The following is a 25,998-nucleotide window of genomic DNA, read 5'->3' as shown; positions in this document are numbered from 1 at the left end:
CGATGACCGACCCGACCCAGCACGACCGTTCCGTCTCCGTCTCGACGATCGAACGAGGGGAGCCGCCGCGCACCACCCCCCTCGACGGCCCCCCGCCGGCCTCCCGGATGCGGCAGGTGCTCGCGCTCGGCGGGGGCGAGTGGCGCCTGCTGCGACGCAACAAGGTCGCGCTCATCAACACCCTGCTGGTCCCGGGCCTCATGGTCGCGTTCCTCGCGATGCTGGGCGCCACCTCCGGGCTGTCGCTCGGGGTGATGGCGCCGCTCGTCATCCTCCACATGGCGCTCGTCTTCACCGTCTACTACACGCTCGTCACGGCGGTCGTCGCGCGCCGAGAGTCCTCCGTCCTTTCGCGATTGCGGACCGGCGAGGCCTCCGACGGGGTCATCCTCGCGGGCCTGTCCGGGCCGTTCGTCCTCGCGACGATCGTCCAGACCGTCCTCTGCGTGCTCGGCGCCGTCGTCCTGCTCGACGCGGCAATGCCCGCGAACGCGCTGCTCATCGTCGCGGCGATGGCGCTCGGCTGCCTCGCCTGGGCGCTGCTCGGACTCGCCTCGACGATCATCACCCGCAGCGTCGAACATGCGCAGATCACGACCATGCCGCTCATCACGATCGCGCTCGTGTTCTCCGGCTCGATGTTCCCGGTGGCGATCATGCCCGACGTCGTGCAGACGATCGCCTCCTTCACCCCGCTGCACCCCGTCGGTGAGCTGATGCGCCTCGGGATGGCGGGCACCGACGCGGACGGCGCGGCCCTCTCCTTCGCCGAGACCTGCACCCACGCACTGCGCCCGAGCCTCGTGCTGCTGGCCTGGAGTGCCCTCGGCGGGTGGCTCGTCCGCACCCGGATGCCGTGGTCGCCCCGCCGATGACGCGCCCCCCGGCTGCGGGCACGCGGCGGCGCCCTCCGGGCATCATCGAGGACATGCCGCCCCCGCCCGCCGACCTCGCCACCCCGACGCCCCCAGGCGGCGTCGTCATCCCGAGCAACGACCGCGAACGCCGCCGGTTCGAGGCGTACTGCCGCTGGTCACTCCACGTGCTCCTCGCCTTCGGGGCCTTCATCCTCACCACCGCGGGCGGCGTGGCGGTGCACAACGCCGTGATCGGCACGGGGCTGTCGTCCGCCGCCGGGTCGCTCGCCGTGGCCTTCGCGGTCACGCTCATCGTGTGGCTGGTCGTCTGCAGCGTGGTGGTGGAGGTCCGTACCCGGGGGCGTGAGGCTCACCGCGCCCTCGTCGTGGCCTTCCTCGTCCTCGGCGTCGTCGTCACGGTGGTGTCGGCGTCGCTGCTCACCATGCCGACGGCGGCCTCCTCCGGCCTCGAACGAGGCAACCTCGCCTATCTCGGCCCCGTGCCGCTCGCGATCGGGGGCTCGATCGCGCTGCTCCTGTGGCCCCGCCGCCCGGTGCTCCTCGGGCTCGTCGGGGGCTTGGCCCTCCTCTTCGCGATCTACGCCTGGGGGCCGCCACGCCTCGGGGTGTCGACGGCGATCGGTCTCACGATGCTGTCGGTGTGGATCTGTCTGCTCCTTTCGCCCACCGCGCCGCTCACCGCCTGGATGATCGGCGTCGTCCGCCGGCTCGCCGACGCCCAGCAGGTCGCCGCCGACCTCGCCGTCGCGCAGGAGCGGCTCCGCTTCTCCCGGGACCTGCACGACGTGTTCGGACGGACCCTGTCGAGCGTCGCGATCAAGAGCGAACTCGCCGCGGAACTCGCGCGCCGCGGCGACGACCGAGCGGTGGGGGAGATGACCGCCGTGCGCGACCTCGCCCAGAGCGCACTCGCCGAGGTGCGCGGCGTCGTGCGCGGCTACCGGAGCATCGACCTCTCCGAGGAGGTGACCGGCGCCCGGTCGGTCCTGCGCGCCGCCGGGATCCGCACGAGCGCCGAGGGATTCGACGACCCCGACCTCGCGGCGCTCACCGACCTCGTCGGCGAGGCGGGGTGCGTGACCCTCGCATGGGTCGTCCGTGAGGGGGTGACGAACGTGCTGCGCCACGGGCATGCCGTGAGTGCCGACCTCACCCTCGAGCGCACCGGCGACGGAGCCACGCTCACGCTCGCCAGCACCACGGCACGCGTGGTGTCCCGCCCTCAACCCTCGACGGGTTCGGAGGCTCGTGGTGCCGAGGCCGGAGGGTCGGGTCTCGTCGGGCTGCGAGAACGGCTCGACGCGGTCGGTGGCACGCTCGAGGCCGGCCCCGCCGAGAGCCACTCCGGGTATCTCCTCCGGGCGCACGTCCCGACCTCCGCGCCCGTGTCGGGTGCCTCGGCATGACCGGATGACCGGATGACGGGCTGAGCGGTCCCCCCGACGTGGGAAGGTGGTGCGAGACCACGACGGGGGAAGACGAGGTGCACGCGTGATCCGGTTGCTGCTGGCCGACGACGAGACACTGTTCCGCGACGCGCTCGCGATGCTGCTCTCGATGCAGGACGACCTCGAGATCGTCGCGCAGGCGGCGTCGGGGACCGAGGCGATGGCGATGGCGCGCGCGTACGAGTTCGACGTCGCCGTGCTCGACCTGCAGATGCCCGGCGCCGACGGCGTCGCGGTCGCCGAGACGATCCTCGCCACCGACCCCGGCCGGGGGATCCTCGTCGTCACGAGCCACGGGCGTCCGGGCTACCTCAAGAAGGCGCTGCAGCTCGGCGTGCGTGGGTTCCTGCCCAAGACCGCCTCGGCGGGTGTGCTCGCCGAGGCGATCCGCACCGTCCACTCCGGCGGCCGGTACGTCGACTCCGAACTCGCCGCCGACGCCATCTCGGCGGGCGCGAACCCCCTCTCCCCCCGGGAGGGCGACGTCCTCGAACTCGCCGCCGAGGGGGCCCCGGTCGACGAGATCGCCGCGCGCGCCCACCTCTCCCCGGGCACGGTGCGCAACTACCTGTCGGCGGCCGTCGCGAAGACCGGCGCGGCCAACCGCCACGAGGCCGTGCACCTGGCCCGGGAGAGAGGCTGGATCTGAGCCCGCGAGCGCGCCCTGAGCGGTGAGCCCCGGGCCGCGTCGTCAGCCGCGACGTGCGGCGCGCACCTCGTCGGCCACGTCCGCCGACATCGGCTGCCCGGGGACGGTCTGTTCCCCGTCCTTGCGGTAGGCGTGGCCGGTGAGCAGGCCGACCATGAACAACCCGATGGACAGCGCGCCGAGGCCGAAGAGGATGTCGCCGGGGGTGCGCATCCACCGGATCACCGTGAGGGCGGGGGTGTAGAGGAACTCCGCGCTCCGCGCGTACCAGAGGCCCTCGGAGATGCTCGCGTACGCCTGGGCGAGCCCAAGCGGGAGCAGGCTGAGCAGCGCCATCGCGAGCAGCCCGCCGTTGAGGCCCCAGAAGCCGAGCTTGATGGGCCAGTCGTTCCACTCCCTGCCCGGCATGAGGCTGCGGACGCAGAACAGCATGAGTCCGATACCGAGCATCCCGTACACACCGAACAGGGCCGTGTGGCCGTGCAACGGCGTGAGGTTGAGGCCCTGCACGTAGAACAGCGAGATCGGCGGGTTGATGAGGAACCCGAACACGCCGGCGCCGAGCATGTTCCAGAACGACACCGAGATGAAGAAGTAGATGGCCCACCGGTACCCGGCGACCCACTCGCTGACCCGCAGGATGCGCAGGTTGCGGAACGCCTCGAACCCGACGAGGGCGAGGGGCACGACCTCGAGGGCGCTGAACGTCGCGCTCCACGCCATCACGGCGTCGTTGGCGCCGGTGAAGTAGAGGTGGTGCCCGGTGCCGATGATGCCGCCGAGGAGGAAGATCGTCGTCGCCGAGAGCGTCGCCGTGGCGGCGACCGCGGGGCGCAGCAGCCCGAGGCGGCTGAAGAGGAACGCGATGACGACGGTGGCGAACACCTCGAAGAAGCCCTCGACCCACAGGTGGACGACCCACCAGCGCCAGTACTCCGTGATCGACAGGTGGGTGTCGTGACCCATGCCGAACGCGGCACCGAAGAACGACGCGATCGCGAGGCAGCTCATGAGGAGCATGATGACGAGCGTGCGCCGGCCGCCCGCCGCGAGCGGGGCCTCGGCGGTCGGGGAGAGAGGGCCGTCCTTCGCGCGGCGAAGCGCGGGCCACATGCCGCGGGCCATGAGGGCGAACCACAGGAACAGTCCGACGATGAGGCCGATCTGCCACAGCCGGGCGAGGTCGAGGTACTCCATGCCGGTCGTGCCGAGCCACCACGACACCTCCGTGCCGTACCCCATGCGGCCGGTGATCGAGAGCCACTGCCCGATCATCGATCCCGCGACGACGAGGACGAGTGCGCCGAACAGGACGTTCACCCCGAGCCGCTGGAAGGCCGGCTCACGGCCGCCCACGGCCGGGGCGACGTAGAGGCCCGTGGCGAGCCAGGCGGTCGCGATCCACAGGATCCCGAGCTGGGTGTGCCACGTGCGCACGACGGCGTAGGGCAGCACCTGGTCGATGGGAATGCCGTAGAGAGAGGCGCCCTCGACGCCGTAGTGCGCCGAGAGGATGCCCGCGGCGATCTGCAGCACGAACAGGGCGCCGACGACGAAGAAGTACTTGAGGGTGGCCCGCTGGGAGGGGGTGGCCTCGTATCCGAGCAGCGGGTCGGAGCTCGGGGGCGCGTCGGTGACCTCGTCGTCGTGGGCGACGAAGTTGTGGTACCAGACCATTCCGGCGATCCCGGCGAGCAGCGTGATGATGCTGATGATGCTCCAGAGCACATTCGTCGGGGTGGGCACGTTGCCGATGAGCGGCTCGTGCGGCCAGTTGCGGGTGTAGGTGGCCTCGTCACCGGGCGCGTTCGTCGAGGCCGCCCAGCTGCTCCACCAGAAGAACGTCGTCATCCGGCGCATGGCCTCGGGATCGGTCACCGTGCCGGCCGGGATGGCGTACTGGTCATGGCCGCGCCCGAACACCTCCGCGTAGTGCCGGGCGTTCGCCTCGTAGGCGCGCGCCCGCGCCGGGTCGAGGGTGATCGTGCCGGTCGCGGGGTCGTAGGTGTTGGTCCGGAAGGCCTGCCGCAGGCGCGCCTCGAGGGCCCCGCGCACCTCGGGAGAGGCGGCGTCGTAGCTCGCCACCCCGGCGTCGCGCGCGTACTCGTCGAGGACGAAGACCGCCTCACGGTGCAGCCAGTCGGCGGTCCAGTCCGGGGCCACGTAGGCGCCGTGACCCCAGACCGATCCGATCTGCTGTCCACCGATCGACTGCCAGACGCGCTGGCCGTCCATCACGTCGTCGCCCTGAGCGATGACCCGGCCGCCGGTGTCGACGACCTTCGTCGGGATCGGGGGTTTGGACTCCGAGATCTGCAGGCCCATCCACAGCAGGACGGCGAAGGACCCGAGGACGACGGTGGCGAGGGCGAACCACCACCGTCGGTCCCGCGAGGGGCTGCGGCCCGCGGGCGGGGAGGCGGGGGAGGGGGACGCAGGCGGCGGTGAGGCGACGGCGGCGGACATGGGCACTCCGATGGATAAAAACGGATTTACCCCGTCAAAATACTCCCGCTGTCAAGAGTCGCGCCGTCGTACCGGTTCGGGCCCCCTTCGGTGCGGGTCGCGGGCACCGCCGTCAGCTCACCTCCGTGACCGACGCGGGGCCGGTGAAGCTGCCGGTGACGCCGGCGGGGGTGCCCGCCTCGAAGAACCGCTCACCACCGGTGGGGGCGACCGCATGGGCGACGAGGGTGCCGTCCGCGATCTGCTCGGCGAAGTGGCAGGCCACCCGGTGAGGGCGGACGTCGGAGGCGTCGCTGCGGGTCGAGACGACGCGCAACTCGGGACGTTCGGTGTCGCACCGGGTCTCCTGACGCCACGGGCAGCGGGTGTGGAAACGGCATCCCGAGGGCGGTGCCGCGGGACTGGGCAGGTCCCCGGCGAGGATGACCCGCTCGCGCCGGTCCTCGACCGTGGGGTCCGGCACGGGCACGGCCGACATGAGCGCCCTGGTGTAGGGGTGCAGCGGCTCGGCGTAGAGCGCGTCGGCGTCGGCCTCCTCGACGAGCGCGCCGAGGTACATCACCCCGACGACGTCGCTGATGTGTCGCACGACGGCGAGGTCGTGGGCGACGACGAGGTAGGTGAGGCCGAACTCCTGCTGCAGGTCCTCGAGCAGGTTGACGACCTGCGCCTGCACCGACACGTCGAGGGCGGAGACCGGCTCGTCGGCGACGATGAGCTTGGGGTCGACCGACAGCGCCCGGGCGATGCCGATGCGCTGGCGCTGGCCGCCGGAGAACTCGTGCGGGTACTTGCGCAGGGCGGCGGTCGGGAGGCCCACCGCCGTGAGTAGTTCCCGCAGGCGCGCATTCGCCGCCCGCTTGTCCCGGACGAGGCCGTGGGCCTGCATGCCCTCGAGCAACAGCGACTCGATGGACTGCCGCGGGTCGAGGCTGGAGAGCGGATCCTGGAAGACCATCTGCATGTCCTGCCGGCGCCGGCGCAGATCCTCGCCCTTGAGCGAGGCGACGTCGACGCCGTCGAAGTGGACCGAGCCCGCGGTGGGCTCCTCCAGGTGCAGCAGCGCCCGACCGAACGTCGACTTACCACAGCCGGACTCCCCGACGAGCCCGTAGGTCTCGCCGCGGTGGATCTGCATGTCCATGCCGTCGACCGCGTACACGTACCCGACGGTGCGGTCGAAGACGATGCCCTTCTTGATGGGGAAGTGGACCTTGAGGCCCTTCACGTCGACGAGGACGTCCTCGCCCTCGGGCGTCGTGCTCGTCGTGGCCGTCCCGGCGGCGGTGCTCATCGGGTCTCCTCGGGCTGGGGGTCGGCAGGTGTCCCGGCCGGGGCCTGCTCGACGGGGTTGTGGCACCGCAGCGACCGCGGTAGGGGACCGTCGGAGGGCTCGTCGACGAGCTCGGGGGTGCGCTCTCGGCAGATCTCGAGGGGCTGCGAGCACCGCGGGGCGAACGCACACGCGGAGTCCCAGGGCAGGTTGTCGGCGACGGATCCGGGCACCGGGTCCAGGCGGGCGCCGCGCGGGGCGTCCAGCCGCGGGATCGAGGCGAGCAGTCCGGTCGTGTAGGGGTGCCGCGGCGTGGCGAACAGCTCGTGCCGGTCCGCGCGTTCGACGATGCGGCCGCCGTAGAGGACGTTGACGCGGTCGCAGAGCCCCGCGACGACGCCCAGGTCGTGGGTGATCATGATGAGCGCCGTGCCGGACTCCTCGACGAGCTCCCGCAGCAGGGTGAGGATCTGGGCCTGGATCGTGACGTCGAGGGCCGTCGTCGGCTCGTCGGCGATGAGGAGCCGCGGCTCGCAGGCGAGGGCCATCGCGATGAGGGCGCGCTGCCGCATCCCGCCGGAGAGTTGGTGTGGATACTCGCGCAGGCGTCGTGCGGGGTCGGGGATGCCGACCTTGCGCAGGAGCTCCTCGGCGAGCGGACGAGCCTCCGAGCGCTTCATGCCTCGGTGCCGTTCGATGACCTCGGTCACCTGGATGCCGATGGGGACGACGGGGTTGAGCGAGCTCAAGGGGTCCTGGAAAATCATCGCGACGTCGCGTCCCCGGCGGTCCCGCATCTGCGCGTCGCTGAGGCTGAGCAGGTCGGTGCCGTCGAAGTCGACCGTGCCGGTGACCTTGTTGCCGCGGTGGGGCAGCAGCCCCATGATCGCGAGCGAGGTGACGGACTTGCCGCAGCCGGACTCGCCCACGAGACCGACGGTCTGCCCCGGCTGCACGTCGAAGCTCACGTGGTCGACCGCCGTGAACGATTCCTCCCCGGCGCGGGTGAACTGCACCGTGAGATCGCGGATCGAGAGCAGCGGGCCGTCTCCGCGCGCATGGCGGCGGCGGGTGTCGGGCGGGGTGGTGGGGGTCGTGTGCGCCATGGTCATCGCCTCGTCTTGGGGTCCAGCGCCTCGCGCAGGGATTCACCCATGAACGTGAATCCGAGCGCGACGACGATGATGCACAGCGCGGGGTAGAACGCGAGGTGCGGGTAACCGGCCAGGTACTGCTGGGACGCCCCGAGCATCTGTCCCCATTCGGGGATGCGGTCGTCGGGGTTGCCCAGGCCGAGGAAGCTCAGTGCGGCGGCGTCGATGATCGCGACGGCGAGGACGAGCGTGGCCTGGACGATGACCGGGCCGAGGGCGTTGGGCAGCATGTGCCGGAAGACGATCGGCGCCCTCTTGACGCCGAGCGCGCGGGCGGCGAGCACGTGGTCGCTGTGCCGCTGCGCCATCATCGAGCCGCGCAACAACCGTGCGAAGACGGGGATCTGCACGACGGCGATCGCGATGATCACCGTGATCTGGCTGGGGTTGGCGAAGATCGCGGCGATCGAGAAGGCCATGAGCAGGCTCGGGATCGAGAGCATGACATCGACGAGCCGCATGACGACCGCGTCGACCCAGCCCCCGAACGCGCCGGCGAGGGTTCCGAGGATCAGACCGCCGAGCAGTCCGCCCATCGTGGCGAACACCCCGACGAAGAGGGTCTGGCGACTGCCGACGAGCAGCCGGGAGAACAGGTCTCGGCCGAACCAGTCGGCACCCAGGGGGAAGCCGGGGCGGGCCGCGGGGATCGGGTTGGTCTGCTGCCTGATCTCGGAGTAGAGCAGCTGCGCGCTCGGGTCGTGCGGGGCGATCCACGGCGAGAGCAGCGCGAGGACGACGAAGCTGATCGTGATGGCGGCGCCGACGAGGAACAGCGGGTTGCGCCGGAGTCGGCCCCAGGCGCTCGCGAACAGGCTCACGCCCTCCCCGCCGGCCACCCGACCGGCGTCAGCGACGGTGCCCCGGTCGATCGTGTCGGTGGCCGTGTCGGTGGGGGCGTCGGCGGCCGTGCCGGAGGCCGGGGCCGCGCTGGCGGCGAGCCGGTCGATGCGGTCCTTCTTGCCGGAGTTCATCGGGCCGTCCTCACGCGCGGGTCGATCACGGCATACAGCAGGTCGACGATGAGATTGACGATGACGTAGACGGCGGCGGCGGCCATGATCAGCAGCTGGAGCATGGCGTAGTCGCGCATCTCGAACGATCTGGCGAGGGCGTCGCCGATTCCGGGGAACGAGAACACCTTCTCGGTGAGCACGGCCCCGGCGAGGAGCGCCCCGATCTGCAAGCCGATGGTCGTGACGACCGGGAGCATCGCGTTGCGCAGCACGTGACGCTTGCGGATGACCGCCTGCGTGAGGCCCTTCGCCTCGGCCGTGCGCACGTAGTCCTCGTCGAGCACGTCGAGGACGCTGGCTCGGGTGATGCGGAAGATCACCGCGAACGGGATCGAGGACAGCGCGAGCCCGGGGAGGATGAGGTGTCTGAACGCGTCCCAGGCGGCGTCCCACTCCCGCGTCATCAACCCGTCGAGGACGAAGAACCCGGTGATGCGGGTGGCCCCGATCGTGCTCGTCTGTCGGCCCGAGGCGGGCAGCCATCCGAGCTCGACGGCGAAGACGTACTTGAGCAGGAACGCGAGGAAGAACACGGGGACGGCCACGCCGACGAGCGAGAGGAGCACGCCCGCGACGTCGAGAGGCCGGCCGCGGTGTCGCGCCGCGAGGTAGCCGGCGGGGACGGCGATGAGCACGGCGAGGAGGATCGCGAAGATCGACAGCTCGATCGTCGCGGGGAACCGGCTGAGGAAGATCGACATCACCTCCCGCCCGGGGAGCACGCCGGTGGACACCCCGAAGTCCCCGCGCACGGCGCGGCCGAGGAACCTCAGGTACTGGACGTAGATGGGCTGGTCCATCCCGAGCGCCGCCTCGAGCTGAGCTCGGCTCTCGGGCGTGGCGCGCTCACCGAGCAGGGCCGAGACGGGCCCTCCGGGAAGCGACCGCAGCCACGCGAACAGCAGGAGTGAGAGGACGAGGACGACCAGCACCATCTGCGCGAGTCGTCTGACGATGTACCGCAGCACGTGGACCTCCGGGAGGGCGCGCGACGGGCCCGGCGCTGACGCCGGGCCCGTCGCGGACGAGAAGGATCAGTTCGGAAGAGTGACCTGGTCGAACTTCTCGTCGGTGAGGGGGCTCGGGGTCACCCCGGCGACTCCCTTGCCGAGGACGAGCGCCGGCGGGCTGTGGCTGATCGGCACCGCGGGGATGTACTGCTCGACGATCGTCTTGTTGAGGCCCTCGTACGCCTTCGAACGGGCCCCCTCGTCGACGATGCTGTCGGCCTTCTTGAGGTCGTCGGACAGCTGCTTGCCCCACGGGTACATGCCCGTGTTGAAGCGGTTCGTCGTGTCGCCGAAGAAGGTGCCGATGAAGTTGTCCGGCGTGTTGTAGTCACCGGTCCAGCCGAGGAGGAAGGCACCGGCCTGGCCGGCGTCGACGCCGTCGAGGTAGCCGCCGTTCCACGGCTTGGTGGTCGTCTTGACCTTGATACCGACCTTCTGGAGATCCGTGCTCATCGCCTCGTAGAGCCGCTGCGGGGCGGGCATGTAGGGGCGGGTGACCTCGGAGGGGTACCAGAAGTTGAGCGTGAGGTTCTCGGCTCCGGCCTCCTTGAGGAGCTGCTTGGCCTTCTCGGGGTCGTACGGCACCGGCTGGAGCGAGGAGTTGTAGCCGGCGACCGTGTCGGGCATGAACTGGGTCGCGACCTTGGCGCCCTCGGGCAGCTGGGTCTTGACGATCTGGTCGCGGTTGATCGCGTACTGGATCGCCTGCCGGACCTTGAGGTCCTTGAGCTCGGGGTTGGCCTTGGGGTTGAGGCCGAGGTAGAGGAGGTTGAAGGCGGGCCGGATGAGGACCTGGTTGCCCTCGCCCTCGAGTGCCTGCCAGTCGACCGGGTTGGGGTAGTCGTAGCCCTGGATGCTTCCGGCCTGGAGCTCCTGACGACGCGTCGACTCGTCCGGAATGATCTTGAAGATCAGCTTGGCGATCTTGGCCTTCTCGCCGTGGAACTCGTCGTTGCGGGCGAGGGTGATGGTGCCGTTGGCCTGGTCGTAGCTCTCGAACTTGAACGGGCCGGTGCCGGTCGGGTGCTTCATCGCGTACTCGGAGAACGCGAAGCCCTCACCCTGCGCCTTGACCTCGTTGGCCTTGTACTGGTCCATGGCCGTGGGGCTCTGCATCGAGAACGACGGCAACCCGAGAAGTGCGGGGAACTTCGACGTCACCCGGGTGAGCGCGACGTCGACCGTCTTGGGGTCCTTGACGGTGCAGGACTTGTAGAGGCTCGGGTCCTTGCCGTCCTTGAACCCGCCGAAGTTGTCCGTCCAGTACTGCGACACGGCGGCGGTCGCACCCGGGCCCGTCTGGCCGAACATGCGCTCGAAGTTCTTGCAGACCGCGTCGGCGTCGAACGGGGTGCCGTCGTGGAACTTGACGCCCTCGGCGAGGGTGAACGTCCACGTGAGACCGTCTGCGCTGGGCTTCCATTCCGTGGCGAGGGCCGGGGCGACCTCGGCGGTCCCCGGCTTGAACCCGACGAGGCCCTGGAACATCTGGCGGCTCACGCGGAAGGTCTCGCCGTCGGTGGCGTAGAACGGGTCGAGGACCTTGGGAGCCCCGGCGGCGCCGAACGTGAACGTGCCGCCTCCCTCACCCCCGCCGCCGGCGCCTCCGCCGTTCTCGCGTTCGGACTGGGCGCACGCACTGAGCGAGAGCACGAGGACCGAGGCGAGAGCGAGTGTGGCCGTGGACCGAGTTCTTGACATGGCGGGTGAGCCTTTCTGTGGGGCGAGTTCCGTGTGGCACGGGGCCGCCGGGGGTTGGCCGTGACAGTACTGGCCACACCCGGGTCTGGGAAGGAAACGGCGCGCCGAAATCTCTCCGACACCGGATGCTCGACGGTGGCGTGGCGCACGTCACGGCCGCTCCGGCGCCGGCGTCACTGCCGGACGTAGTCGATGAGCTGGTCGCGTTCGTCCTCGAGGAGGGCGGTGCGGGCCTTGACGATGTCGCCGATGCTGATGATCGCGACGAGGGCGTCGTTCTCGACCACGGGCAGGTGGCGGAAGCGGTGCTGGGTCATGAGGTCCGCGAGCTGCACGACGGTCTGCTTGGGCGTGCAGGTGACGACCTCGCGCGTCATGATCTCGGAGACCTTGACGGAGATGAGGTCGGCCCCGCGCGTCGGGATGGCGCGCACGACATCGCGCTCACTGACGATGCCGTCGATGGTGACGCCGTCGCCGGAGACGACGACCGCACCGATGCGGTGCTCGGCGAGGAGGCCCGCGAGGTCGGCCACCGTGTCGTTGGGGGAGGCGGTGACGACGTCACTGCCCTTGGACCGGATGATGTCGGCGATCAACATGACGTAACGGTAGTCGGACGGGACCGGCCAGAACAGACACCACGCGGTGCGTATCGCTGTGTGGGCCCGGGGCCGACGTGCCTCAGGGCTGGGTGCCCCACTCGCGGCCGAGTGCGACGTAGTCCTCGACGAGGGAGGCGTCGTCGATGGCCCCGGAGTCGAGGACCGCGCCGGGTGCGGCGCCCTGGAGGATGCGCTTGAGAGGCACCTCGATCTTCTTGCCGGTGCGGGTGTGGGGGACGCCGCGGACGACGCGGATCTCGTCGGGGACGTGTCGGGGGGAGCCCTCGCTGCGCAGACGTTGCCGGATCCGGTCGAGTTCGGCGTCGTCGAGCTCGTGACCCGGGGCGGGCACGAGGAAGAGTGGCATCCGGTACACGCCCCCGTCGAGCTCGACGCCGAGGACGACGGCGTCGGCGACCGCGGGGTCGGACTCGACGATGTCGTAGATGTCGGAGGAGCCGAACCGCACGCCGTTGCGGTTGAGCGTCGAGTCCGACCTCCCGTGCACGACGAACGTCCCACGGTCGGTGCGGGTGACCCAGTCGCCTTGGCGCCAGGCCCCCGGGTAGGTGTCGAAGTAGGCCGACCGGTAGCGGGACCCGTCCTCGTCGCCCCAGAAGTACAGCGGCATCGACGGTCCGGGCGAGGCGATGACCAGCTCGCCGACCTCCTCGACCACGGGGTTGCCCTCGGGGTCCCACGCCTGGGCGTCGACACCGAGCGCCGGGCCGGAGAGTTCGCCGTCGTGGACGGGCAGCCACGGGCTGCAGCCGAGGAACGCGCTGACGACGTCGGTACCGCCGCAGACCGAGAGCAGCGGGACGTCCTGCCGCACGTGCTCGCGGACCCACACGTTGAGGACGGCGGGAGCGGGGGCGCCGGTGACGGCGATCGCGCGCAGGGAGGACAGGTCGAGGTCACGCCCAGGCTCCTGGCCGGACTGCGCCCCGAGGTGGAGGTGGCCGGGACTCGTGCCGAAGATCGTGACGGCCTCGTCGGCGACGAGGCGCCAGAGACGGTCCGGCGCGGGGTAGGCGACGTGGCCCTCGTACGTCACCGTTCGGGTGCCCGCGATCAGCGCGGACGTGACGATGTTCCACATCATCCAGTTCGGCGTCGTGTACCAGAACAACGTGTCCGCAGGACCGCAGTCCAGGCAGAGGCGGAACATCGACAGGTGCGAGGCGACGACGCCGGCGTGGGAGTGGACCATGCCCTTGGGCACCCCCGTCGTGCCCGAGGAGAACAGCACCCACAACGGGTGGTTCGCGGCGACCTGGGCCGTCTGCGCCAGGGGCGCGCCGGAGAGGGCGTCGTTCCAGGGGACCCGGCGCATCCGTGCGGGGATCGCGGGCGCGTCCTCGTCGAAGGTGAGCCCGGCGCGGGGCACCTCGACGATCGCGGAGACACCGCACGCGTCCGCGAGCTCGAGCACCTCCGAGCGCCGGTCGTAGGTGCGTCCCGCCCAGTCGTAGGCGGTGTTCGCGACGAGGACGTGCGGCTCGAGCTGCGCCAGCCGGGAGGCGGCGGTCGAGGCGCCGAGGTCGGGGGCGCAGACGGCCCAGATGGCCCCGAGCGAGGCGGTCGCGAGGAATGCGACGATCGTCTCGGGGGCGTTGGTGAGGTACCCGACGACGCGGTCGCCCTCACCGACGCCCAGGTCGCGCAACGTCCCGGCGACCGCGCGGACCTGCTCCTCCAGCTCGGCCCACGACAGCTCGGCGCGGGTGCCGTCCTCGGCGTGGGAGACGATGGCGGCGCCGTCCCGCGCCACGGGGCCGTCGGCGCCGCAGTGCCGGAACACCTGGTCCACGTAGTTGAGCCGGGCCCCGGTGAACCACTCGTGGTGCGGCATGGGGCCGCCGGTGAGGACGGCCTCGTACGGCGCCGAGCACGCCACCTCGAAGTCGTCCCACACGCTCGCCCAGAACTCCTCGGGGCGCTCCACGGACCAGGCGTGCAACGCCGGGTAGTCGGGCAGGGCACGGTCCCAGCGCGCTTCGGCGGAGGCGGCGAACTCGGTGAGGCGCGGGTGCTCGATCTGCCAGGACATCGACGTCGGCGTCATGGGCCACATGATGGCACCCATGACGCCGACGTCGGGGCCGACCTGCCGTCGGCGTCAGACCTGCGCGTGAGGGCGTTCCTCGTCCTCGGCGTCGCGCAGGAGGTCGCCCTGCCCGGTGCCGATGCGCATTCCGTAGAAGGAGCGGTAGACGAAGTAGGCGCTGAGGACGAAGAACACGACGGCGAGGGAGGAGGTGAGGGTCGTGTTGCCCTGCTGGTCGGCGAGCTGCACGGCGAGCTCGACGGCGAGGAGGCCGAACAGGGTCGTGAACTTGATGACCGGGTTGAGGGCCACCGAGCTCGTGTCCTTGTAGGGGTCGCCGACGGTGTCGCCGACGATCGTCGCATCGTGCAGGGCCGTGCCCTTGGCGTGCATGTCGACCTCGACGATCTTCTTCGCGTTGTCCCAGGCGCCACCGGCGTTGGCCATGAAGATCGCCTGGAAGAGGCCGAACAGCGCGATCGAGATGAGGTAGCCGATGAAGAAGAACGGCTCGATGAACGCGAACGCCAGGGTCGAGAAGAAGATGCCGAGGAACATGTTGAGCATGCCCTTCTGGGCGTACTGCGTGCAGATCTCGACGACCTTGCGGGAGTCCTCGACACTCGCCTTCGTCACTCCGTCGAGGCGGATGTTCTCGCGGATGAACTCGACGGCCCGGTAGGAGCCGGTGGTGACGGCCTGGATGCTCGCGCCGGTGAACCAGTAGATGACGGCGCCGCCGGTGATGAGGCCGAGCAGGAACGGCGGGTGCATGAGGGAGAGGTTGATCATCTCGGACGCCTCGCCGCCGGTGAGCGCCATGATGATCGAGAAGATCATCGTCGTCGCACCGACGACCGCGGTACCGATGAGCACCGGCTTGGCCGTGGCCTTGAACGTGTTGCCGGCGCCGTCGTTGTCCTCGAGCAGCAGCTTGGCGCGTTCCCATTGCGGGTCGATGTCGTAGTCGCGACGGAGCTCGCCGGTGATGCCGGGGACCTCTTCGATGACCGAGAGTTCGTACACGCTCTGCGCGTTGTCGGTGACGGGGCCGTAGGAGTCGACCGCGATCGTCACCGGTCCCATGCCGAGGAATCCGAACGCGACGAGACCGAAGGCGAACACGGCCGGGGCGACCATGAGCTCGGCGAGGCCGAGGCCGCTGATCCAGTAGGCGCCGGTCATGAGGCCGACGATCGCCATGCCGAGCCAGTAGCCGGAGAAGTTGCCGGCGACGAGGCCGGAGAGGATGTCGAGGCTCGGACCGCCCTGGCGGGAGGAGATGACGACCTCACGCACGTGGCGGCTGTGCGTGGAGGTGAAGACCTTGACGAGCTCGGGGATGAGCGCGCCGGCGAGGGTGCCGCAGCTGACGATCGTCGAGAGCTTCCACCACAGGGTGCCGTCGCCGAGGTCGCCGATGACGAGGAAGGAGGTCAGGTAGGTGAGCACGATGCACAGCACCGAGGTGAGCCACACGAGCGCGGTGAGCGGGACCTCGAAGTCCATCTGGTCGACGTGGGAGTACTTGCGGTGCGCCATCATCTCGTTGCCGAAGTAGCTCACGCCCGAGGCGATGATCATGACCGCGCGGATGACGAACATCCACACGAGGAGCTGGACCTGGAGCGCCGGCTCGTGGACGGCGAGCAGGATGAACGTGATGAGGGCGACGCCGGTGACGCCGTAGGTCTCGAAACCGTCGGCGGACGGGCCGACCGAGTCGCCGGCGTTGTCGCCGGTGCAGTCGGCGATGACGCCGGGGTTGCGCGCGTCGTCCTCCTTGATCTTGAAGACGATCTTCATGAGGTCGGAGCCGATGTCGGCGATCTTCGTGAAGATGCCGCCCGCGATGCGCAGGGCGGAGGCGCCGAGGGATTCACCGATGGCGAACCCGATGAAGCAGCTGCCGGCGATCTCACCGGGCAGGAACAGCATGATGACGAGCATCATGAACAGCTCGACGCTGATGAGGACCATGCCGATGCTCATGCCCGACTTCATGGGGATGGCGTAGACGGGGAAGGGCTTGCCGCGCAGCGAGGCGAACGCGGTGCGGGAGTTGGCGAAGGTGTTGACGCGGATGCCGAACCACGCCACGCCGTAACTGCCGGCCATGCCGATGAGGCTGAACAGCAGGACGATCGCGACCTTGCCCCAGTCGAAGCCCATGAGGAACTTGAAGTACACGAAGATGACCGTGCCGATGAACAACCACAGCAGCATGAGGAACTTGCCCTGCTGCACGAGGTAGGCCTTGCACGTCTCGTAGATGAGTTCCGAGATCTCCCGCATCGAGGGGTGCACGGGCATCTTCTGCAGTTGCCGGTAGGTGATGAACCCGAACGCGAGACCGAGCACGCAGACGATGAGCCCTAACGACAGCAGCAGGTGCCCGCTGATCCCGCCGAGGAAGCTCACGGAGCCCAGGTCCGGCAGTTCGAGGTCGGCCTCACCGGCGGCCGGAAGGGTGTGGGGTGCTGCGGCGGCGACGCCCGCGTGGATCGACCCCCAGAGCGCGGCGAGTCCGGTACCGGCGACGGCACGGACCGCGAGGCGTGGACGAGGGGCTGACGGCGCGTCTGCGGGATGACCGCAGCGAAGGTGATGCTCTTCGGTGTGCACGAGGGGTCCTGTTCTCGGCGGTCTTTCGGGGGCGCCCGTCTCGACGTCGTCCCGGCCGATCGGGACGTACCCGAGGCGGCCCCTCTATTACCTCCCTGCCGCGGCACCCGGGGCATGGACCTAGGTCCTCGCTGTGGAAAGTCGCACGTCACAGGCTCATTCGCGCGCCGTGGAGCGAGCCCGTGAGCGTCAACGAATGGTGTCGCAGGAGACACAATGGGGCCATGCGTTCCCCCCACGTCGTCGCTGCCGCCCTCGTCGACGATCTGCAGAGGCCGCGCGCGCTGTGGGCGGCGCGGCGGACGGCACCGGCCGCGCTCGCGGGCCGGTGGGAGTTGCCCGGCGGCAAGGTCGAGCCGGGTGAGGACCCCCTCGACGCGCTCACCCGGGAACTCCGCGAGGAGCTCGGCGTGACGGTCGAGGTCGGCGCCCACGTCCCGGGCCCGTCGCCCGCGGGGCGCTGGCCGGTCACGCCGCCCTACGAGATGGACGTCTGGCTGGCGCGCATCGTCCTCGGGGAACCCCGGCCGCTCGCCGACCACGACGACCTGCGGCTTCTCGGCGCCTCCGAGCTGTTCGACGTCGACTGGCTGCCCGCGAACGCCGCCATCGTCACGGCCCTCGCACGACGCCTGACGACCGGCGGACCGCGCGTGGACGGAGCATCCCCGCACTCCTGAGACAATGAGGCACGTGCCTACGCAGAACACCCAGACCCGCGGTGACATCCGCAACGTCGCCATCGTCGCCCACGTCGACCATGGCAAGACGACCCTCGTGGACAAGATGCTCTGGCAGGGTGGCGCGTTCGGCGAACACCAGCACGTCGACGAGCGCGCCATGGACTCCGGCGACCTCGAACGCGAGAAGGGCATCACGATCCTCGCGAAGAACACGGCGATCCACTACAACGGGCCGTCGGCCGCCGAGCACCCGGGCGGCGTGACGATCAACATCATCGACACCCCCGGCCACGCCGACTTCGGTGGCGAGGTCGAGCGCGGCCTGTCGATGGTCGACGGCGTCGTCCTGCTCGTCGACGCCTCCGAGGGACCGCTGCCGCAGACGCGCTTCGTGCTCCGCAAGGCGCTCGCGGCCAAGATGCCCGTCGTCCTCTGCATCAACAAGGTCGACCGGCCCGACTCCCGCATCGCCGAGGTCGTCGACGAGGCGTACGAACTGTTCCTCGACCTCGACGCCGACGAGCACCAGATCGAGTTCCCCATCGTCTACGCCTCGGCCAAGGCCGGGCGTGCGTCGTTGGAGCGCCCCGAGGATGGTGGCCTGCCCGAGGGCGGCGACCTCGAGCCGCTGTTCAAGACGATCATGGAGACGATCCCCGCCCCGGCGTACACCGAGGGTGCGCCGCTGCAGGCGCACGTCACCAACCTCGACTCCTCCAACTTCCTCGGCCGTCTCGCGCTCCTGCGCGTGTTCAACGGCGAGATCCGCAAGGGTCAGCAGGTGTCGTGGTGCAAGCACGACGGGTCGATCGACAAGGTCAAGGTCACCGAGTTGCTCATGACCGAGGGCCTGGAGCGCAAGCCGCTCGAGAACGGCGCCGCCGGGCCGGGCGACATCATCGCGATCGCCGGCATCCCCGAGATCATGATCGGCGACACGATCGCCGACGCCGAGAACCCCGTCCCGCTGCCGGTCATCAAGGTCGACGAGCCGGCGATCTCGATGACGATCGGCACGAACACCTCGCCGATGGCCGGCAAGGTGCGTGGCGCCAAGGTCACGGCCCGTCTCGTCAAGGACCGTCTCGACCGTGAGCTCGTCGGCAACGTGTCGTTGCGCGTCCTGCCGACCGAGCGTCCCGACGCCTGGGAGGTCCAGGGGCGGGGTGAGCTCGCGCTCGCGATCCTCGTCGAGCAGATGCGCCGCGAGGGCTTCGAGCTCACCGTCGGCAAGCCGCAGGTCGTCACCCGTGAGGTCGACGGCAAGGTCCACGAGCCCGTCGAGGCCCTGACGATCGACACCCCCGAGGAGTACCTCGGTGCGATCACGCAGATCATGGCCGCCCGCAAGGGGCGTATGGAGCAGATGACGAACCACGGCACCGGCTGGGTGCGCATGGAGTTCAAGGTGCCCTCGCGCGGCCTCATCGGGTTCCGCACCGAGTTCCTCACCGAGACCCGCGGCGCCGGCATCGCCCATCACGTCTTCGACGGGTACGAGCCGTGGTTCGGCCCGATCTCGACGCGTCAGAGCGGCTCGCTCGTCGCCGACAGGCAGGGCCCGGTGACCTCCTACGCGATGGTCAACCTTCAGGAGCGCGGCATCCTCTTCGTCGACCCCGGCACCGAGGTGTACGAGGGCATGATCGTCGGCGAGAACTCCCGCGCCGACGACATGGACGTCAACATCACCAAGGAGAAGAAGCTCACCAACGTGCGCGCCTCCTCCGCGGACAACTTCGAGAAGGTCATCCCGCCGAAGAAGCTCTCCCTCGAGCAGAGCCTCGAGTTCTGCCGCGAGGACGAGTGCGTCGAGGTCACCCCCGAGGCCGTCCGCATCCGCAAGGTCGACCTCGACCAGGTCACCCGCGCCCGCACCGCCGCCCGCGCCCGCAGCGACGCGAAGAAGGGCTGAGAGGCCCGGGCGGCGGGCGATGCGAGGCAGTCCCAGGCAGGCCGGAGGCCTCGCCACCATGGACGCGGCCACCCGTGCGTTCTGGCGGGTGGCCGGTCGCGAGGTGGACCTGGGAGGCGCCGAATCGTGGCTGGCCGGGCCGGTCAGCGCAGGTTCTCGGGTGAGTGACGAGTGGGTCGAGACCCATGCCGCATCGCTCGGCGGGTCGCTCGTCGCCCTCCCCGAGGCCGGTCTGCTGCCTGACCTTCACGCCCTCGACGGGCCCTCGTTCCACTGTGACGACCTCGCTCCGGAGGTGCGTGACTTCTACGAGCGCACCTCCCGATGGCGGATGGAGGTGTGGGTCGGCTGGTCGCGGTGGTTCCACCCGGCCGGGGCCGTCGTCGCGGCCGCGTTCGGGCGTCGCGTCGGGCAGCTGGCCATCCCCATCGACCCGTTGGCCGTGGCGCACGGCATGACCAGCGACGTCCGCGTGATCACGGACGCCTCGGGGGTGCAGGTGGCAGCGGCCTGGGTGCGGCGGCTGCGGGCGACGGGAGAGTACGTCTACAGCGGCTGCTACGGCGTGCGTCGACTTCCCGGTGACGCGCAACCCCGGGTGCACGTGACCTTCCCGCTGGAGGCGGGGAACGTGCAGGTCTTCCTGCGACCTCAGGTCGATGCGAACGGCTCGCTCCGGTTGAGCTCACCCCGGGGGCGTTTCGGCGGGGACGGCGCCTACGTGCTCGTCCAGCAGGGTGGGAAGTCCTACGTGGCACGGGTTCCCCTCCACGAGGAGTTCCGCGTCTACGTCGACGACGAGGGTGTCCTGCGGACCGACCATCGCCTCGACCTCTGGAACGCCAACGCCGTTCGCTTGCACTACCGCCTGACTCCGACCTCGTCCTGACCCGCCGTCAGAAGGGGGGTGGGCCGGGGTCGTCGCGGAACCAGTGCGCTCGGGCTTGCTCGTGGTGGTGCGCGCGTTGTCGTGCGCGCTTCTCGGCGCGGTCTTCGGGGGTGGTGGGTGGTCGGCGGATGTGCAGTGCGCTGTGGGAGTCCTCGCGCAGGATCGGGCTACCGGTTTCCTCGACGTGGTTGGCGCGGGCTTGGGCCTGGTGGGTGGAGTCGCTTCGTCGGGCGTTGCGGGCCAGGGCGATGATCATCGCTCCGGCGTGTGCCCGTGATCGTCGGGGCTTGTCCGGATGACTGCGCTCGCGTGGGCCTTGGTCGTCCTGGATGGTGTCGCGTCCGTCGACGACAGCGTTCTCAACCGGGACGGGCGGGGTGACCTCGCCTGCGGGATCGTCGCGTGTGGCGTCGTTCGGGTCCTCGACCCCTCGGGGTGAGGGGTCGCGGTAGTCGTGGGGTCGGGTGACGTAGTGCCGGCCGGTGGGGGTGGTCCAGGTGATGGCGCCGTCGGTGGTGGGTTCGCGCAGGGTGCCCCAGCGGTGGTGGGTCTTGTGGTTGTGGCCGCGACGGTTCTTCGCCGAGAGGTTCGATTCGCTGGACGGCCCGCCGGCGGCATGGTCCATGTCGTGGTCGAGGTCGCAGGAGGCGGCGCGACGCATGGAGCCGGGCACGCGGGAGTAGCGGTCGCGGGCGATGAGGCGTTCACGCAGTTCGCCGGTGACCTGGTACCGGTGGGTGCTGAGGTCACGGAGGACTCCGGTGGCCGGATCGGTGACCAGCCGTCGCCAGGTGGAGCCGTGGGCGTAGGCCAGGTCCCGGATGATGAACGCGGGCAGGTGCTCCTCCCGGGTGCCGGCCTCGATGGTGCCGGGCGCGTCATTGGCCCCGAGGAGCGATGCGGCCGAGATCGTGACGGTCACTCGAGCCGCCGGCAGCGCCCCACCGAAGGCGGCGTGGCCGTCGGTCTCGGGGAGGTGTCCCTCGATGAGCAGGTCCAGGCCGATGTCGGAGCGGAGTTGGGCCAGGGTGCGGGGGTCGCATTCGCGGCGGAGGCGGCGGGCATGGTCATCCACGCGTCCGTAGGCGGCGGCGATGCGAGCGGCGTGCCCGGTCACGGTGAATGCCCCGTCCGCTTCGGGGCTGAGCGATGCCCAGGCGTCGCGGCGTTGGATCGCGTCCAGGTGCCGCTGCCGACAGGTCGTTGCGGCCGCGACGGCCCGGCCAAGGCGCCAGGAGAACACGCTCTGCGGCACGGCCAGGCCGCCGTCGTCGCCGTCATCGCTGGTGTCGTAGGGGGCGAGGACCTCGGTGATGATGGCGGGCATCCGCCCGGCGTCGACCGCAGAACTCCGCGTGGTGACCTGTACCGCCCTGGCCGCGCTCATCCGCCCCGTGGCCAGGGCGTCGCGGATCTGGGTGAAGCGTTCCCATTCCCGGGCCATCCGCACCCGCGTGGTGCAGGTCCGTTCGCTCGCGCCTGTGGCCAACGCGATCTCGTCCACGACCGCCTCCCGCGCGCCGGCGACGGCGAGGGTTCGCGCCCGGGCCGAGGCGTCGGGTTGGCGTTCGGACAGTTCCGCCAGGGTCGCCCGCTCCCGGCGCCGCGTGAGCTCCTCGATCACCGACAGGCCGCGCGCCTCGATCCAGGCGCTGACCTTCTCGTGGGTTTCCAGCTCGGTGAGAAGTTCATCCTCGCTCAGCTCGGCGAACCGGGCGGTCGGAACCGGCATGCCCACACCCCACTGCGCGGGCGGTGCCAGGACCGCGGCAGGGGTGGTCTGGGCAGTCACGGGCGGGCCTCTCCGGGAGGATGTTCGGTTGGAGCAAGTCTAGAACGAATGTGCGACTGAGTCAATGCCCAGCAGGTCTTTGCGCGATCGTCAGGCGATGCAGGGGCCACCCTGGGCGGTGATGCCCGGGGGGTGCTCGATCACGATGCGAGGTGGCGGCGACGGCGGCGCTCCCTGGATCGGAGCCGAGCCCCTGCGTCGGTCCCCGGGCTCCGGCTGTCGTGTCTCGCGCTCGATCAACGGCACAGCGCCGACACCTCGGGTGGGTGTTCGCGCTCATGCGGCGATGAGGGGATGCGGCGTCTACGGTCGATCCATGACCCAGGCCACAGCCACGCAGATCGCGGCCGACGTCCGAGCGGGACGGGTGCAGGCGCGGGCGGTCGTCGAGGCTGCGCTCGCCCGACTCGACGAGGCGAGGCACCTTGACGCCGCCGAGCACGTCCTCGCCGATGAGGCGCGCTCGGCCGCCCATGCCCTCGACTCCCGGATGGCCGCGGGCGAGGATGTCGGGCCGCTCGCGGGGGTGCCCGTCGTCATCAAGGCGGAGAACGACGTCGCGGGGGTCGTCACGACGTTCGGTGGGCGGTGTGGCGGGGAGCCGGCCGTGGCGGACTCGGCGGTCGTGGCTCGTCTGCGGCAGGCCGGTGCGGTCGTGGTCGCGACGACCCGGATGCCGGAGTTCGGCCAGTACCCGTTCACCGAGGGCGACGGGGGGATCACCCGCAACCCGCACGACCTCGACCGGAGCCCCGGCGGCAGCAGTGGCGGGTCCGCGGCGTTGGTCGCCGCGGGGGTCGTGCCGGTCGGCATCGGCGGCGATGGTGGCGGGTCGATCCGCATCCCCGCGTCTTGCTGTGGTCTCGTCGGTCTCAAACCCGTCCGTGGGCGGGTGAGCACGGCGCCGCACCCGGACCTCTGGGGGGCGCTCGGCACGATCGGCCCGCTGACCGGCACCGTCGCAGACTGCGCGCTCGTCTACGACGCGATCTCGGGGACGACCGACGTCGATGCGTTCTCCGCCCGCGCCCCCACCGAGCCCTTCGCCGCAGCCGCCGCGCGCGAGCCGGGGCGTCTGCGGATCGGGTGGATCGCCACCCCGCCGTGGCCCACGATCCGCGTCGACCCGCGGGTGCGGCGCGTCCTCGGGGAGACGGCTCGCCGTCTCGCGGAGGCAGGACATGACGTCCGCGCCCTGCCGGGCCGGTGGCCCGACGCCCAGCCCGCGTTCGTGCCGTCGTTCTTCGCGGCGATCGCGGACGAGTGCAGTCGCGTGCCCCACCCCGAACGCGCCGAGGCCCGGACCCGCAGCGGAGCGGGGGTGGGTGCCGCGATCCCGGACGTCGTCCTGCGGGCCGCGGGACGTGCCGCCGAGCGGATCCGCCGCGGCGTCGAAGCCCGGTGGGCGGAGTACGACGTCGTGCTCTCGCCGACGATCGCCTGCCTGCCGCCGCCGTTGCCGCAGCTCACGGGTGCATGGATGGGGCAGGCGATCCTTCGTGCCGCGCCGATGGTCGCGTTCAGCACCCTCGCCAACGTCACCGGCCACACCGCGATGTCGATCGCTGCCGGCACGGCAGGCGCGCTTCCGGTCGGCGTGCAGCTCTACGCCCCCGGCGGCGACGAGACCCGCCTGCTGCCGTTGGCCGCCCAGCTGGAACGGCTGCTGCGCGACGCTGCTCAGGCCTGAGTCCGCGACACGAACCGGCTGCCCTCACCACCACAAGGGCGCCGAGTGAACCGTCGTGGCGGGTGAGACCGAGGGTGTGCGACCACGAAAGTGCCGAGTGAACCGTTGTGGCGGTGTGCAAGGGTGGCGGTATGACCGTCGTGCCGATCGAGCGCCCGACCGACCCGGTCGATCCAGGATTCGTGTCGAGCGTCCTCGCGGTGACCGATGCTGCCTCCGTGCGACCCCAGGCGTCGTTGCTCGGCAGATCGACGAGACGCGTTCCCATTGATGAGCATGACGCGTCGTCGATGAATGCATGATCGAGTGACCCCAGATGTCGGCCGACCGCACGAGCGACGTGCCCTTCCGCGAGGGGACGGCGCTGCTGTGGTCCTACGCGCGCCCGCACCTGCGGGTCCTCACCCTTGGACTCGTGCTGAGTCTGGGCGGTACCGGCGTCTCGCTTGCGACGCCGATGGTCGTCAAGTGGGTCCTCGACTCCCTCGAGACGGGCCTGGACCTCGCAGGCCCCGCCGCGATCCTGCTCCTGTTGCTCGTCATCGGCACGGCAGCAAGCCTCACGCAGAGCCTCGTCCTGGGGCGCCTCGCCGAGCACATCGTCCTCGACGCCCGCCGCGGACTCGTGCGCCGCTTCTTTCGGGCGAGGCTCGAACAGGTCCAGCGGTACCGCACGGGTGAGCTCGTCACGCGCGTGACGAGCGACACCGTGTTGCTGCGTGAGGCGACGACCAACAGCCTCATCGACCTCGTCAACGGCTTCGTGGCTCTCGTCGGCACCATCGTGCTCATGGCGTGGCTGGACGTGCCGCTCCTCGTGACGACATTGCTCGCGCTGTCGGCGATCGTCGTGGCGTTCGCCGTCCTCGTCCCGCAGATCGCCAAGGCGGACAAACGCGCTCAGGACGCCATCGGCGACCTCGGCGCGACGCTCGAAGGCGGTATCCGAGCACTTCGCACGGTGAAGTCGAGCCGGGCCGAGGACCGCGAGATCGGCCGCGTCACCGCGATGGCAGAGGCATCGGCACGGCAGTCGATCCGGTCGGTGTGGTTCTCGGCGCTGACGTGGGCCGTCGCCGGCGGCGGGATGCAGCTCGCGATCATCGTCATCCTCGGGCTGGGATCGGTACGCGTCGCCCGGGGGGAACTGCTCGTCTCGACCCTCGTCGCGTTCCTCCTCTACGCCTTCACGATCATCGGCCCGATCTCCTCCCTCGCCGGGGCCGTCTCGACCCTCCAGAGCGGACTCGCGGCAGCCGCGCGTATCCGCGAGACCGAGGACCTGGACCTCGAGGACACCACCCGCCGCCCCGAGGACGCGCCTGCCGACCTCGATGCACACGAGGTGTCGGTGGGTGTGCCGGTCCTCGCCCTCCGCGGGGTGACGGCCGGCTACGTCGGCGCCGCCGAGCCCGCCATCTGCGACGTCACGCTCGAGATCCCGCGCACCGGACACGTCGCGCTCGTCGGGCTCTCGGGCGCCGGCAAGACGACCGTGTTCTCCCTCCTCTTGCGGTTCATCGACCCGACCTGCGGGCACCTCGAACTCGACGGCGTCCCCTACAGGCAGTTGAGCATCGACGACGTGCGCTCGCGCATCGCCTACGTCGAGCAGGAGACACCGGTCATCCCCGGCACAGTGCGCGAGAACGTCCTCTTCCGTGTCCGGACGGGTGCCGACGCCGACGCGGGCGTCGCCGCGCCGCACCCCACTCATGCGACCCCCACGGAGGCGGAGGCCGAGGCGTGGGCGGCGCTGGCCGCGGTGCGACTCGACGCGAAGATCCGTTCGCTGCCCGACGGGCTCGACGCGGCCGTGTCCGAGACGAGCCTCTCCGGTGGGGAACGGCAACGCCTCGCCGTCGCCCGCGCCCTCGTGCGCCGACCCGGCGTCCTCCTGCTCAACGAGGCCACGGCCCAACTCGACGGCACGACCGAGGCGGCGATCCAGCAGGTCATCGCCGACGCCTCCCGCGATGGCGCCGTCGTCACCATCGCCCACCGCCTGTCGACGGTGCTCGACGCCGATCAGATCGTCGTCCTCGAGCACGGGCGGATCCGCGACGCGGGCACCCACGCGGACCTGCTCGCCCGCGACGAGCTCTACCGCGAATTCATCGCCGCCCTGCGCATTCACACCAGCCTGTGACCGGT

Annotated in this window: 19 protein-coding genes; 9 read left to right on the top strand and 10 right to left on the bottom strand. The window is 70.5% G+C overall.

From position 1 onward, the window contains the following. The first annotated feature begins 2 nt into the window (after positions 1–2). The 3 genes from RT054_RS07830 (at position 3) to RT054_RS07820 (ending at position 2,975) form a co-directional block, all read left to right on the top strand. Positions 3–875, top strand: coding sequence for an ABC transporter permease (locus RT054_RS07830; protein WP_313022936.1), 873 nt, complete (start codon positions 3–5; stop codon positions 873–875). 53 nt (positions 876–928) lie between these two features. Beyond that, entirely contained in the window at positions 929–2,284 is a 1,356-nt protein-coding gene (locus RT054_RS07825; RefSeq protein ID WP_313022935.1) for a histidine kinase, read from the top strand. An 85-nt stretch (positions 2,285–2,369) separates the two neighbouring features. Beyond that, entirely contained in the window at positions 2,370–2,975 is a 606-nt protein-coding gene (locus RT054_RS07820; RefSeq protein ID WP_312718476.1) for a response regulator transcription factor, read from the top strand. A 42-nt stretch (positions 2,976–3,017) separates the two neighbouring features. Here the strand turns inward: RT054_RS07820 and RT054_RS07815 are convergent, their stop codons facing one another. From RT054_RS07815 to RT054_RS07775, 9 genes are all read right to left on the bottom strand, one after another. Next, positions 3,018–5,441 (bottom strand): nitric-oxide reductase large subunit, encoded by a 2,424-nt coding sequence (locus tag RT054_RS07815; protein ID WP_313022934.1) that lies wholly within the window; start codon positions 5,439–5,441, stop codon positions 3,018–3,020. Between the two features lie 112 nt (positions 5,442–5,553). Then, the gene (locus RT054_RS07810) at positions 5,554–6,735 is read right to left on the bottom strand and encodes an oligopeptide/dipeptide ABC transporter ATP-binding protein (protein WP_312718474.1); all 1,182 of its coding nucleotides are present in this window, start codon (positions 6,733–6,735) and stop codon (positions 5,554–5,556) included. Further along, positions 6,732–7,820, bottom strand: coding sequence for an ABC transporter ATP-binding protein (locus RT054_RS07805; RefSeq protein ID WP_312718473.1), 1,089 nt, complete (start codon positions 7,818–7,820; stop codon positions 6,732–6,734). Before RT054_RS07805 ends, RT054_RS07810 begins: the two co-directional genes overlap by 4 nt. A gap of 2 nt (positions 7,821–7,822) precedes the next feature. Continuing rightward, positions 7,823–8,842 carry an ABC transporter permease gene (locus tag RT054_RS07800; protein WP_313022932.1) on the bottom strand — a complete coding sequence of 340 codons (1,020 nt, stop codon included), beginning with the start codon at positions 8,840–8,842 and terminating at the stop codon, positions 7,823–7,825. After that, complete coding sequence (locus RT054_RS07795; RefSeq protein WP_312722279.1) at positions 8,839–9,852, bottom strand: ABC transporter permease; 1,014 nt, start codon at positions 9,850–9,852, stop codon at positions 8,839–8,841. The genes RT054_RS07800 and RT054_RS07795 overlap by 4 nt, the downstream gene beginning before the upstream one ends. 66 nt (positions 9,853–9,918) lie before the next feature. Further along, a complete protein-coding gene (locus RT054_RS07790; protein WP_312722278.1) occupies positions 9,919–11,595 on the bottom strand; it encodes an ABC transporter substrate-binding protein in 1,677 nt (558 codons plus the stop codon). Positions 11,596–11,768: 173 nt separating this feature from the next. Then, entirely contained in the window at positions 11,769–12,197 is a 429-nt protein-coding gene (locus tag RT054_RS07785; RefSeq protein WP_312722277.1) for a CBS domain-containing protein, read from the bottom strand. A gap of 82 nt (positions 12,198–12,279) precedes the next feature. Then, positions 12,280–14,268, bottom strand: a complete 1,989-nt coding sequence (locus tag RT054_RS07780) for an acetoacetate--CoA ligase (protein ID WP_313022930.1) — start codon at positions 14,266–14,268, stop codon at positions 12,280–12,282. A gap of 54 nt (positions 14,269–14,322) precedes the next feature. Next, the gene (locus RT054_RS07775; protein WP_313022928.1) at positions 14,323–16,875 is read right to left on the bottom strand and encodes a sodium-translocating pyrophosphatase; all 2,553 of its coding nucleotides are present in this window, start codon (positions 16,873–16,875) and stop codon (positions 14,323–14,325) included. A gap of 224 nt (positions 16,876–17,099) precedes the next feature. Here RT054_RS07775 and RT054_RS07770 point away from each other — a divergent pair, with 224 nt between their 5' ends. From RT054_RS07770 to RT054_RS07760, 3 genes are all read left to right on the top strand, one after another. After that, the gene (locus RT054_RS07770; protein ID WP_312722271.1) at positions 17,100–17,555 is read left to right on the top strand and encodes a (deoxy)nucleoside triphosphate pyrophosphohydrolase; all 456 of its coding nucleotides are present in this window, start codon (positions 17,100–17,102) and stop codon (positions 17,553–17,555) included. Positions 17,556–17,568: 13 nt separating this feature from the next. After that, on the top strand, positions 17,569–19,473 hold the full coding sequence (gene typA, locus RT054_RS07765; RefSeq protein ID WP_312722269.1) for a translational GTPase TypA: 1,905 nt from the start codon (positions 17,569–17,571) through the stop codon (positions 19,471–19,473). A 160-nt stretch (positions 19,474–19,633) separates the two neighbouring features. Continuing rightward, complete coding sequence (locus tag RT054_RS07760) at positions 19,634–20,362, top strand: hypothetical protein (RefSeq protein ID WP_313022926.1); 729 nt, start codon at positions 19,634–19,636, stop codon at positions 20,360–20,362. Between the two features lie 7 nt (positions 20,363–20,369). On the opposite strand, the gene RT054_RS07755 is transcribed toward RT054_RS07760, so the two are convergent. Next, entirely contained in the window at positions 20,370–22,154 is a 1,785-nt protein-coding gene (locus tag RT054_RS07755; protein ID WP_313022925.1) for a hypothetical protein, read from the bottom strand. A 316-nt stretch (positions 22,155–22,470) separates the two neighbouring features. Between RT054_RS07755 and RT054_RS07750 the strand changes: the two genes are divergently transcribed. From RT054_RS07750 to RT054_RS07740, 3 genes are all read left to right on the top strand, one after another. Beyond that, positions 22,471–23,844 carry an amidase family protein gene (locus RT054_RS07750; protein WP_313022924.1) on the top strand — a complete coding sequence of 458 codons (1,374 nt, stop codon included), beginning with the start codon at positions 22,471–22,473 and terminating at the stop codon, positions 23,842–23,844. A 131-nt stretch (positions 23,845–23,975) separates the two neighbouring features. Then, on the top strand, positions 23,976–24,146 hold the full coding sequence (locus RT054_RS07745; protein ID WP_313022922.1) for a hypothetical protein: 171 nt from the start codon (positions 23,976–23,978) through the stop codon (positions 24,144–24,146). Between the two features lie 14 nt (positions 24,147–24,160). Further along, positions 24,161–25,993: an ABC transporter ATP-binding protein gene (locus RT054_RS07740; protein WP_313022920.1), complete on the top strand. Its 1,833-nt coding sequence runs from the start codon at positions 24,161–24,163 to the stop codon at positions 25,991–25,993. Positions 25,994–25,998: the final 5 nt, after the last annotated feature.

Source organism: Mobilicoccus sp. (assembly GCF_032060985.1).
Taxonomy (GTDB): domain Bacteria; phylum Actinomycetota; class Actinomycetes; order Actinomycetales; family Dermatophilaceae; genus Mobilicoccus.
Note: the sequence above shows the minus strand (reverse complement) of the source record. Positions and strands in the feature narration are given on the sequence as shown.